Origin of the sequence: Arcicella gelida (assembly GCF_034931025.1) — a bacterium.
GTDB classification, from domain to species: Bacteria; Bacteroidota; Bacteroidia; order Cytophagales; family Spirosomataceae; genus Arcicella; species Arcicella gelida.
This window is the reverse complement of sequence record NZ_JAYGIL010000003.1, coordinates 279124-291840: the sequence shown is the minus strand read 5'-3', so window position 1 is coordinate 291840 and position 12717 is coordinate 279124. Positions and strand designations below refer to the sequence as shown.

Below are 12717 nucleotides of genomic sequence, written 5' to 3'. Positions count from 1 at the left end.
TTTCCTTCCAAAATGAAAATAAACTTTCAGTATCAAGAAAAATTCGAGAATCGCCACAACAATTCAAATGTAGCTGACCGTGAGGAAATGCTAAACATTATTGGAGTAGATTCTATCGAAACACTCATCAATCAAACTGTTCCTGCTGCCATTCATTTACCCCGTCCATTGAATCTTCCAAAGGCAAAATCTGAAGCCAAATTTTTGAAAGATTTCAAGAAACTGTCTCAATTGAACGACACTTACAAATCCCACATCGGGATGGGTTATTACGATACCAATACGCCTGCTGTTATTTTAAGAAACATTCTTGAAAACCCAGCATGGTACACTGCTTACACGCCTTATCAGGCAGAAATTGCACAAGGTCGTTTAGAAATGTTGTTGAATTACCAAACCATGATTATTGATTTAACTGGAATGGAAATTGCCAACGCTTCTTTATTAGACGAAGGTACAGCTGCCGCAGAAGCAATGACGATGCTTCACGGACAAAGAAAAGCTGGAAAGAAAAATGCAGAAACGATTTTTGTTTCTGAACACTGCCATCCACAAACGATTGATGTACTTAAAACAAGAGCTCTACCTTTAGGTATTCAAGTATTAGTTGGCGACCACCGTAAAGTTGATTTGACTCAAGAAGATATTTATGCTTTAGTATTGCAATATCCTGCTTCTGACGGACAAATTTTTGATTATACCGACTTTATTGCTTCAGCACATGAATTAGGAATTAACGTGGTAATTGCAGCAGACCTTTTAGCACTTACTTTATTGAAATCGCCGGGTGAAATGGGCGCTGATGTAGTAGTTGGTACTTCACAAAGATTTGGCGTTCCGATGGGTTTTGGTGGACCTCATGCAGCTTACTTTGCTACAAAAGATGAATTCAAACGTCATATTCCAGGTCGTATTATTGGCGTATCGGTTGATGCAGAAGGAAATCGTGCTTTAAGAATGGCTTTACAAACACGTGAACAACACATTCGTCGTGAAAAAGCTACTTCTAACATTTGTACAGCACAAGTATTATTATCAGTAATGGCTTCGGCTTATGCTATTTATCATGGACCAGAAGGACTAAAAGCAATTGCTGAAAGAGTACACGGTTTGACGAAACTGACTGCTTTAGCTTTAGAAAAATTAGGTTATGATATTGAAACGGATTCATACTTCGATACGATTAAAGTAAGAGTTGGTGATAATGAAAAACGTTTGAAAATGGAAGCTGTAGCCAACGGCGTAAACTTCCGTTATTATGAAGACTACAATTACATCGGAATTTCTTTAGACGAAACTTGTACAGTTGAAGACGTAGAAACGATTGTTTATATTTTTGAAAAAATCGGAAGAAGAGAAGTAGAAATCTCTACTTTGTTCGACCAAGTAGATTATGCTTTTGACGAATCGTTGAAACGTACTTCTTCTTATTTAACACATCCAGTATTCAATAGTTATCATTCAGAGCATGAAATGCTTCGTTATTTAAAAGCATTAGAAAACAAAGATTTGTCAATGGTACATTCCATGATTGCTTTGGGTTCTTGTACGATGAAATTGAATGCAACTACTGAAATGATTCCTGTTACTTGGGCAGAGTTTGGCAATATTCATCCATTCGCTCCAAAAAACCAAGTAAATGGCTATACACAAATGATTAATGAGTTGAACGATTGGCTTTGTGAAATTACAGGTTTCTCGGCAATGTCGTTCCAACCAAATTCTGGTGCACAAGGCGAATATGCAGGTTTGATGGTGATTCGTGCTTATCATGAATCTCGTGGTGATGCTCATAGAAATATTGCTTTAATTCCTTCTTCTGCACACGGAACAAATCCAGCTTCAGCCGTAATGGCAGGAATGAAAGTTGTTGTTACCAAATGTGATGAAAACGGAAATATCGACCTCACTGATTTAAGAGCAAAAGCTGAATTGTACGCTGAAAACCTTTCATGTTTGATGGTTACTTATCCTTCAACACATGGAGTTTTTGAAGAATCAATCAAAGAAATTTGTGCGATGATTCACGAATTTGGTGGACAAGTATATATGGATGGAGCCAACATGAACGCACAAGTAGGTTTAACATCACCTGCAACAATCGGTGCTGATGTTTGTCACTTAAATCTTCATAAAACATTCTGTATTCCTCACGGCGGTGGTGGCCCGGGAATGGGACCAATCGGCGTAGCAAAACAATTGGCTCCTTTCTTGCCAAGCCATGCTGTAGTAAAAGATAGCGGTGGAGATTTAGGTATTTCAGCCGTTTCTGCTGCTCAATTTGGTTCGGCTTCTATTCTTACTATTCCTTATGCTTATATCGCAATGATGGGTGGAGATGGCTTGACTCGTGCTACTGAAACAGCTATTTTGAATGCCAATTATGTAAAAGCACGTTTAGAAGGATACTATCCAGTACTTTATACAGGTTCTGAAGGTCGTTGTGCACATGAGATGATTTTGGATTGTCGTCCTTTCAAATTATCAGCAGGTGTTGAAGCAGAAGATATTGCAAAACGTTTGATGGATTATGGTTTCCATGCTCCTACGCTTTCTTTCCCAGTAGCTGGAACATTGATGATTGAACCTACTGAATCTGAATCAAAAGCAGAGTTAGACCGCTTCTGTGATGCAATGATTGCCATTCGTGAAGAAATTCGTGAAGTAGAAAATGGTGAAGCTGACAAAGTAAGTAATGTTTTGAAACACGCTCCGCATACACAATCTGTAGTTTTATCAGAAGAATGGAACAGACCTTACACTCGTGAGAAAGCTGTTTTTCCACTTCCTTATGTAAAAGCTGCTAAATTCTGGCCAACCGTTTCAAGAATTGATTCTGCTTATGGCGACAGAAATTTGGTTTGTAGTTGTTTACCAATTGAAGAATACGCTCAGGCTTAGTACTGATATACATTCAACAAAAACGGGTTTCAGAATAATTCTGAAACCCGTTTTTGTTGAATAAACTATCTTAACGCAGTATCGTCAAAGTACCATTATATTGAAAAATGGGATGATTCGGATATAAATAAATTTTATAAATGTAAGTGCCTTCTTTAAGCTGGTCTCCAGCATTTGTTCCATCAAAAGGCGTATAATTTCCCTTTGAATAAAAAACGATATTTCCCCAACGGTCAAATACTTGTACTTCTGCATCAGGGTAATTATTAATACCAGATAATTCCCACAAATCATTTTGTCCATCTCCATTAGGGGAAAAAGCCGTTGGAACATATACTTTATCGTAAACATTGATTTTAATTGTATCTTTTGATTCGCAACCTCTATCATTCGTCACAGAAAGAATGTATTCACTCGTTTGTGTTGGTGAAGCTAATGGATTTGCAATATTAGGATTATCCAAATTATTACTTGGCGACCATCTGTAAGTATAATCGTTTCCGATATACCCTTTCAAAGTAACGCCGTTTCCTTTCCCTAAAAAAATATCATTCCCCAAATCTATTTTTGGATAAGGTGACACAAATACTTCTTGACTACCCTCTCCATTCAAGCAAGTCAAAACCCCATTTACTTTATAATTAATAACATGCTTTCCAAAGCCTAATTTTTGATAATCAAAAACAGTGGCGGGTAAATTATCAATGGTAAAAACTCCTCCAGATGGTGATCCATTTAAAGCAATGGGCGGATAATTTGTCCCACAAACAGAAGCAACAGCATCTATTGAAGTAGCACTCGCATTAAAAAATTCAATTCTTACTGGTGCAGAAGTATTACTACAATTTTCTGTATCTGTTACTTTTAATGAATAATCTCCCGTTTGACTCACGGTTAAATCCTTCGTGGTATTTATCGAATTTCCATTCAAAAACCATTCATAACTAGATAAACCTGTATTTCCTGATAAAATCACAGATTCACCATCACATAATTCTGTTCTATTTAGACTATTATTGATAGTAGCTTTGGGTTCTGAAATTTTAATAGTCATTTTCTCAACAATTTCAGGACAAGTACCACTATTCGCTACGGCATATTCTATTTCATGATCGCCCACTCCTGCTACCGAAGGGTTGAAAGTTCCCAGTACTTTATCTGTAATTCCAACTCCTCTGTATTCTCCACCAGCTGGTGAACCTTGAAGATTTAAAGGGCTAGCATTTACATCGCAAATGGTTGGTACTTGATTTAATTGAACAACCAATGTGGAAAAATAGCTTAAAATATAAGGAGTGGATACTGTAGTACAACCCTCTTGGTCTGTAACGGACAATTTGTAAGTACCAGCTTTTCTAGCAGAAATACTTAAACCATTATCTGGTAAAATGGTATTATTATATTCCCATTTATAAAATGCTGTAAGAATTGGATTAGCCTCTAATTTCACTTCTTCTCCTTGGCAAATCTGAGTAACATTAGGCGAAGGAGTAATAATAGATGGAGGAGGTGTTAATAAAACCACATTCAATTGCTTAGAATAATAAGTAATTCCATTTACATCAATTACCCTAAGCCGATATGGTAGGGCTTCGTTATGACTAAGAGAGTTAGAATTGGCGAAAGGTACAGCCGACCAACCACTTGGGCGAAGTATTTCCCAAGAATAAAGTATATAATTTGGATTTGGATCAATATAAACTCTTATCTGACCTCCAGGGCAAAGTCCAGCACCATCTTTTTTTAACTCAAAGGCATTCATAACCTGAGCTTTCATTTGTGCAGAAAGCCCAAATGTAAGTATGACGCCAATAAAGTAAGCCCTAAAAGTCTTTTGAAAAGTAGTAAACACTATTGCTGATGATTTGGGTAAATTTTTCTTCAATTACGAAATGATTATTCTGTAAAAAAAACGAGAATGATTGATAATTATTATCAAAAACCCAATTCCTATAAGATTGAAAATTAAGCAATTAAATTGATTTTATTCCATTTTAGGAATTCATTCACAAAATTAACTCCCATTTAGAAGCAAAGCAATTGAAAAATCAGGAGAAGAAGGTAACTTTGTTGAATAAAATAAATCTTCTGAAATCATTTACGCAATCATTCCATGTCTAATAACGATATATTAAAAAAACTACGAGTAGCACTTCAACTAAGAGATGATCAAATTGTAGAAATTCTCAGTTTGGTAGATTTCAAGGTTTCAAAAGCTGAAATTGGAGCTTTGTTTCGTAATGAAGATCATCCAAATTTTAAACCGTGTGGAGACCAAATCCTTAGAAATTTTTTAAATGGCTTAGTTATTCATCTTAGAGGACCAAAAGATGAAAAAAAGCCTTCTCCTATCAATAAATAAGCTTTTCAGCTTACTTCAACCAATGGTTTGTTCGCCAAGTTTCTTGTTGATTTTTCGATAAAAAAGTCCAAGCGAGTATTCTGCTTACTTTTTGCCCTTGAGCCATATTAATGGTTTTTACTTCTAAAGCTTTTACTTTTTTCAGTAAAGAATAGGCTCTGGGCAAAGTGGTTTTCTTTGAGATGAGCGAAGTAAACCAAAAACACTGATGAGCAAACATTGTACTTTCTTCAATCATATTCGAGACAAAAGCTTCTTCCCCACCTTCACACCAAAGTTCATTGTTTTGTCCACCAAAATTCAGTATATTCTTATTACTTTTTCCTAAATTTTTCCATTTGCGTTCCGTCCCAGCTTTTGCTTCTGCTATTGAAGCATGAAAAGGTGGATTACACAAAGTCAAATCAAAATACTCTTCAGGCTGAATAATTCCTTTAAATATATTTTTTGAAGATGTTTGCCATCTACAAGTCACATTATCTACTAGAGTCTCATTTCCTTCTACAATTGCTTGAGCCGAAGTAATTGCTTTTTTATCAATATCTGCACCCACAAATTTCCAATCATATTCATGATTTCCGATAATAGGATACACACAATTTGCCCCGACACCAATATCTAATACTCTTACAGCACTCCCTTTCGGAGTATTTCCACTATTAGAAGACGCCAATAAATCTGCTAAATAATGAATATAATCTGCTCGCCCCGGAATGGGCGGACAAAGATAATTCGCTGGAATATCACAATTATCAATACCATAAAAATGTTTCAAAAGTGCTTTATTAAGTACTTTTACAGCGATAGGATTGGCAAAATCTATACTTTCAACATCGTATTGATTGCTAAAAACATAGTTTGCTAATACTGGCAAACTTGTTATTAATCCTTTAAAATCATATCTAAAACGATGTGGATTTCGAGGATGCAAGCTTGATTTCTCAACAGTATTTTTTTCTAACTCTTTTGACAACTTTTCTGGTGATTAAAGATTAGATGTGTTGCTCTGTATAAATAAGTAACACACGATTAACGGACAGCTAAAGCTTTAAATTAAATAATTCTTTCGAGCGAATCCAGACTACTGTAACGATGATTAAAGTCATAGCCCCGCCAAAAACCACAGAAGGAACTGTTCCCATCAGTTTGGCTAAAAGTCCAGACTCAAAAGCACCTAATTCATTGGAAGAACTCACAAAAATACCATTTACTGCTGATACTCTACCTCGCATTTCATCTGGTGTAAAAAATCGTAAAACTGTTTGGCGAATAATTACACTTACACTATCAAATACTCCTGTAAAAAATAGTGCAACAACCGATAACCAAATATTTGTTGAAAGGGCAAAAACTAAAGTAGCGATGCCAAAACCAGCAATGGCTAATAATAAATTTCTCCAAGCTTTTCCCAACGGCGGTATATAAACCATTATAATCATACATAATACAGCACCAATTGAAGGAGCCGCTCTTAAAATACCTAAACCTTCTGCACCAACATGTAAAACGTCTTCTGAATACACAGGCAACAAAGCAATTACGCCTCCAAAAAGTACTGAAAATAAATCAAGTGAAATGGCGTAAAGGATAATTTTTGTCTTAAAAACAAATTCAATGCCTTCACGAAGTGAGAAGAAGATATTTACTTTTTGTTCATTTTGTTGAGGAATTGGCGGAGCAGTAATCATCGAAATAAGTATCATCACTACAACTAAAATTCCTACTACGCACCACAAAGCGTGTGTCAGTCCTAGATAAGCATATAAAAATCCAGCAAAACCTGGCCCTAAAATAGCACCAGCCTGCCACAATGAACTTTGCCAAGTGGCAGCATTGGCAAATACTTCACTTGGAATTAAAAAGGGATTCAATGAGCTTGATGCTGGACTATAAAAACCTTTTGAAAAACCAATCAGCATCACTACGCCATAAATCACTGTTAACATCTTAGATTGCTCCAGACCAGTTGCTGGGTCTGTTGCCCAAATCAATATCACAGAACATAACGTAATAATGACCAAACTTATCTGCATAATGGTTTTCTTATTTCTTCGGTCAGCAAAATGCCCTCCAAACAATGCTAATGAAATGTAAGGCAAAGCTTCTGCTAAACCTATTAAACCAAGTGCCAGTGGGTCGTGAGTGATTTTATAAATAGAATATCCAAGTATTACTTCTTGAATCAATAATGCCATTGTAATAAAACTATTGGCAAAAATGAAGGCTACAAATTCAGGATATTTAAGGGCTTCGTAAGGAGACTGTTTCTGTGGTAAATCTGTCATATTATTAAGGTTGTACTCTTTTGCTTAATTCTATAAAAATTAAGGAGTAATCTATGAAACTTCAATTTCAAATTGAGGCAATTTTTTGGTACTAATTACATTGATAGCATCGCCAATTTGAATATTTTCAAGAACAGTCACTAATAAATTTTGTCCAAATAATACTCTTTTACCAGCTTTCCTGTAAGTTGAGAGTGTCAATAATGGATCTTTCCCAGATTTCTCTCCTGACTCTTGGTCTATCGTTGTCATGATACATCTAGCGCAAGGTTTTACTCCCCAAAAGGTAGCTTTCCCAATTTGAACTTCGTACCAATTTTCTTCTTCATAAGCTTCGCCTCCTTTGAAAACTAAATTTGGACGAAAACGATTCATTTTTACACTTTCTTTTAGACGATTATTCAAATCATCTAAAGAAGACTGTCCGATTACTAAGAAAGGGTAAGCATCCGAAAAAGAAGTAATTTCCTCTCCAGAAATAGCATATTTTTTATCTACTTCTCTCCTACTATTTTCAGGCATATAGACTAATCTTACAGACATTTCTAACGCTTTTGAAAACCATTCATTGGCTTCGTTACTTACTTCAATAGCATCATCAATGGTATCATCCCAAACTTTTACACTAACTTTTTTATGGTAATTTGTTGGAGTAAGACTTATATTTAAGGCTTCTGAATTGTTTTTTCGATGCGTAATTGTCAGATATTCTGCGTCAATTGCAGGCTGAAAAAGTGCTAATTGAGGAAATTGTCTTTGCGAGAGAAAAAGCCCATTTTCATCTACCAAAAGCCATCTACGATCATTTTCTAATCCACGTTCTGTTACTTTGGCTTGTTGTAGGCTAATTCCACCGAGAGATTTGACAGGATAAATCCAGATTTCAGAGAGTTGAAGCATCATATTTTTAGTTTCCCCAAAAGTACAAAAACCTGTGGAATTTGAAGATTCTCACAGGTTTTTGTTTTCGAAAAAGATAGCATTTACGCTATTTTAAGGACTAAAAAATTGCTCTTTATTTAACAGCCTTTACGGTATAACCTTGTTTTCTAAGCAAAGTAATTACTCCTTTTTCACCGCCTAAATGCCCTGCTCCTACACCAAAAAAAGTAGGTTTTTCTTGCATAATTGTAGCCATTCTTGGAATCCAATTACGGTTTCTATTTTCTAGTAAATCTTTTTCAAAAGCGGCATCTGCGGTTGAAGAACTGGTCATATCTTTCAACAAAGCTTCGATGTCTTGCTTTTTATAATCTTTAATCAAAGCTTTTAATTCACTTTTTCCCAAACTCCAATTATCAACCATTTTAACTAACATCAAATCTGCTTGCTTTTCCATACCCATATTATCTAAAGCATCAAACTGTTCTTTTACTAATTCTAAGCCTTTTACTTCTTTTTTCTGTTCTTGAGCCATCTTTACAAAAACTTCTTCATAACCTTGCATCGGGCAACCCAACATACTTGGTATCGTCATCGAACTTAAAATAAAGGGCTTCATATTATCCATAAAAGCGATGTTTGTTTTTAATGAATCTTTAAAAAATTTGGCTACTTTTTTATAATCTGGCTCCGACATAATCGTTTTCAACGTCTTACCATCGGGCATCATCATGTATTTCTGCATTTCAGTCATCATCGAAGGGTCGTCCATATCAATCTCTAAATAGATTTGTTGAGATGTCGAAAACTTGCTTTTAACAACTTCTGGAAGGAAAAAATCATCTTTACAAATGGCATGAATTGTACCAAACAAGTAAGAAGGTTGTGAAAGTCCATTTCCTGAAATTTCATATAATAATGATTTTTCTTCTTTTTGTCCGTAAATCTTACCAAAGTACAAAAAGCTAAAAATTAAAGAAATCGTAAAAAACTTAATAGGATTTGCCATTTTTTGAAGAATGTTAAAGGTTTTGTTTCTTGTTAAAATAATTTATTTTTAGATTTCTCTGTCTCAATCTGTCGTTTCAGCTAATTCTGCTAAACAGTTTTTCAGTTTATCCAAATGCTGTCCATATACTTTTCGGATATAAAACTTAATCCAAAAGTACCCTAAAGGAGAAATAATTATGGTATAGATGAGTAAAAACTTTAGCGATAATGTTTCTCCGTTGAGTTCTAAACCCACAATTAAACCATAAAACATCATCGGGAAGAGTAATATATAATTGATAATCATGTAAATACGAATAAATTTCGAAAATTGCTTTACCGTGATTTTTAGAGACGTAATTAAATCTAACCTTGTTTCAAATGCTTGAAGTGAACGATATTCCACCCAAAAAATAACTAGAGTAGCAACTGTCGTAAAAATCAGTATTGAACATACATATTTATGGAAAATAGCAACATCTGTAAAGAAAATAAAGTACAGAAAAACAGGTAAAAACAAAATGCTAACCAAAATTTCGAGTATCAAATTTCTCTTCAATTTTGTAATCACAGCATTTGATTTGCCTTTCATCATTGCCAAAAACTCATCATTGCCAATTACTTGAGAAGAGATACTTTCAAGGGATGTTTGTTGCCAAATATATTTTAGTTCGTCTAATTCCATCTTTTGTTTTGAGAATATTAATCTTAAAATAATTGTAAAACTACTTAGCATTTGCCATCAAAATTCTTAACTTTTCACGAATTCTAGTCATTTTTACTCTTACATTATTTTGGCTAATCCCGATAATTTCTGCAATTTCTTCATTACTTTTCTCTTCAAAATACAACATCATAATAGCTTTTTCTACCTCTGAAAGCTGGTCGATTGCTTGATACAATACTTTTAATTTCTCTTCAAAACTATAATCGTACTGATTATCAGAAATATTAGCAAAGGTTTCCGACAATTCTACACGAATCGGCTTTCTACTTTCTTTTCTAAAATCAGAAATGGCAACATTCAGTGCTATTTGATAAATCCAAGTTGAAACTTTTGACTCTTGTCTAAATTTTGGAAAGGCTTTCCAGAGTTGAATCACGATTTCTTGAAACAAATCTTTGCGATCATCTGGGTCACGGCGATACATCCCGCATACTTTATGCACGATACCTTGATGAATTTTGATGAGTTCAACAAATTGATTTTCGATGATTTGGCTCAACACAAATGAGGTTTTAAATCGTTAGTCGGATGAGTATCGGTGTAATTACAAAAAAAGAAGGTTATTTTAAAATACAATGTTTTTTTGCTTTCCTATCAAGATGGGAATAAATATTAAACCAAATAAAAAAGCGGTCAGAATAAGTTTTGACCGCTTTTTATCTATTTACCTTATAGTAATCCTGAACTTTAATTACACATTGACTTCACCTTGTATGGTAGAGGTTTTATACTTTCAGGAGCTAGATATTCAAGTTTAAATCTTTCATCTGTAAAAAACAATCCCCAATTCCAGAACTCCCAAGCATTCTTTTTAAATGTTCTATATAAAATTGTATCAGGAGATGTAGGATGACATTTTTTGTAATATTCAAATGAGATATTTACCATATCCTTAAACTGCGGACCTTTTAAAGGTTCTTCAAAACTTCTAAACTCTCCATGAGCTGTAGAATAAGCAAAATAATCTACATGATGATTAGGGCTTGAAAAAACCATCCCAATGATTAATCTAAAAGGGAAGACATAATTTGTCAGAATTACTACAATAATAATCGTCGATATTATTTTTACGTATTTCATAGTGATTGATATAAGGTTTAGTAAATCAGCTTTGCAATTCAGAAATTCAAATTTTTGGTTTAATCACTAAATTGAATCACCTAATTTAAACGGGAAGATTTAACGTTGTAGTACTAATCGCTCAAATTTTGTAGCTTCAGCTTTTCATCACTTCACTTCTATCAAACAAATTTTAGCTGTTTTCTCAGTTACTTTAAATCTATCATCAATTCTAAAACCAACTACCCAAACTACCGAACCGTTTGATGTAAGTAAATAGACTTCTTTCTTCAGATTTAAAGGCACTTTTTGGTCAATTAAAAAATCGCTGATGAGTTTTTTCTTATTCATTCCAAGTGGACAAAACCAATCGCCTTCTTTCCATTTTCTTAATTGAAGTGGGAAACGAATTTTATCAGCATCCAAACAAGCTAACTTCTTGGCAGTTGGCACAACGAAACCCTCTTCTATTTCAGTAAATTCTCCGATGTTCAACATTCTATCACCAAACTCTACGACTACATTATTTTTTTCAATCGTTTTACTCGTAAAAGCTTGTAGATTCTTAGGCGTAATCACCAACTCAGTACGATCTTTTACCAAAATATGCGTAGGTGTCAAGAATGTTTTTCCAGATTCTTTATCGAAAGCCTCAAAAATATCCTGACTTTGTTGATAGCTAAAATGATAAGGTTTCAACAATTCTGCTAGTTTAATCACAGGCTGCGAAAGCGTTTGAATGGCTTTATAATTCACATAAATTGCTTGTGAATCCGACCAAGTAATTTGCTTTCTCAGCATTTCCATTTCTTGTTCAAAAATATCTTCAACTGCTGTAATTCTTTCTACAGTTTGTTGAATGGTATTTTCAAGATTTGGATTGATTTGTTTCAATAGTGGAACAACTTCATTACGAATCAAATTACGTTGATATTTATTCGATTCATTGGAAGAATCTTCTCGCCAAATAATTTGATTTTCAACTACATAATCAAAAATATTCTCTTTTTCAGCAAACAAAACAGGACGAATAATATGTCCATTTTTTACGCTAATGCCATGCAAACCAGCGATGCCTGTTCCTTTAGTCAAATTTAGCAATACGGTTTCTAATACATCATTTTGATGGTGTGCTGTAGCAATATAGTCGAAGTTGTGTTGTACTCTTATTTTTTCAAACCATTCATATCTTAAAATACGAGCAGCCATTTGTGTAGAAATTTTTTCGTTTTCTGCAAATTCTGCCGTTTGGAAAGTCGTTACATAAAATGGAACTTTGTATTTAATAGACAATTTTTTAACAAACATTTCATCTTCATTTGACTCTTCTCCACGAAGTCCAAAATTGCAATGGGCAATCGCAAAATCAAGTTTTGCTTTACTGAAAAGGTCGCACATCACGACAGAATCCATACCACCACTTACCGCTAAAAGTACTTTTTGAGACGGTTGAATAAGATTTTGTTTGTTAATAAACGTTAAAAACTCGTTGAGCATGATTTTATTTGGCT

The 12717-nt window shown here is 34.3% G+C and carries 11 protein-coding genes; 2 read left to right on the top strand and 9 right to left on the bottom strand.

Going from position 1 to position 12717, the window contains the following annotated elements:
• Positions 1–12 precede the first annotated feature (12 nt).
• Entirely contained in the window at positions 13–2901 is a 2889-nt protein-coding gene (gcvP, locus tag VB776_RS03060) for an aminomethyl-transferring glycine dehydrogenase (protein ID WP_323325903.1), read from the top strand.
• Between the two features lie 70 nt (positions 2902–2971).
• Here gcvP and VB776_RS03055 read toward each other — a convergent pair whose 3' ends face one another.
• Positions 2972–4678, bottom strand: a complete 1707-nt coding sequence (locus VB776_RS03055; protein WP_323325901.1) for a gliding motility-associated C-terminal domain-containing protein — start codon at positions 4676–4678, stop codon at positions 2972–2974.
• 336 nt (positions 4679–5014) lie between these two features.
• Here VB776_RS03055 and VB776_RS03050 point away from each other — a divergent pair, with 336 nt between their 5' ends.
• A complete protein-coding gene (locus VB776_RS03050) occupies positions 5015–5263 on the top strand; it encodes a DUF1456 family protein (RefSeq protein WP_323325898.1) in 249 nt (82 codons plus the stop codon).
• 10 nt (positions 5264–5273) lie between these two features.
• Here the strand turns inward: VB776_RS03050 and rlmF are convergent, their stop codons facing one another.
• The 8 genes from rlmF to tilS form a co-directional block, all read right to left on the bottom strand.
• Positions 5274–6236, bottom strand: a complete 963-nt coding sequence (gene rlmF / locus VB776_RS03045) for a 23S rRNA (adenine(1618)-N(6))-methyltransferase RlmF (RefSeq protein ID WP_323325896.1) — start codon at positions 6234–6236, stop codon at positions 5274–5276.
• Between the two features lie 67 nt (positions 6237–6303).
• A complete protein-coding gene (locus tag VB776_RS03040; protein ID WP_323325894.1) occupies positions 6304–7548 on the bottom strand; it encodes an MFS transporter in 1245 nt (414 codons plus the stop codon).
• Between the two features lie 51 nt (positions 7549–7599).
• Positions 7600–8451, bottom strand: a complete 852-nt coding sequence (locus tag VB776_RS03035) for an MOSC domain-containing protein (protein ID WP_323325892.1) — start codon at positions 8449–8451, stop codon at positions 7600–7602.
• 112 nt (positions 8452–8563) lie between these two features.
• Entirely contained in the window at positions 8564–9439 is an 876-nt protein-coding gene (locus VB776_RS03030) for a TraB/GumN family protein (protein ID WP_323325890.1), read from the bottom strand.
• Between the two features lie 63 nt (positions 9440–9502).
• The gene (locus VB776_RS03025) at positions 9503–10105 is read right to left on the bottom strand and encodes a hypothetical protein (RefSeq protein ID WP_323325887.1); all 603 of its coding nucleotides are present in this window, start codon (positions 10103–10105) and stop codon (positions 9503–9505) included.
• Between the two features lie 40 nt (positions 10106–10145).
• Positions 10146–10646, bottom strand: coding sequence for an RNA polymerase sigma factor (locus VB776_RS03020; RefSeq protein WP_407653781.1), 501 nt, complete (start codon positions 10644–10646; stop codon positions 10146–10148).
• Between the two features lie 188 nt (positions 10647–10834).
• Positions 10835–11227: a hypothetical protein gene (locus VB776_RS03015; protein ID WP_323325884.1), complete on the bottom strand. Its 393-nt coding sequence runs from the start codon at positions 11225–11227 to the stop codon at positions 10835–10837.
• Positions 11228–11374: 147 nt separating this feature from the next.
• Entirely contained in the window at positions 11375–12703 is a 1329-nt protein-coding gene (gene tilS, locus VB776_RS03010; RefSeq protein ID WP_323325882.1) for a tRNA lysidine(34) synthetase TilS, read from the bottom strand.
• Positions 12704–12717: the final 14 nt, after the last annotated feature.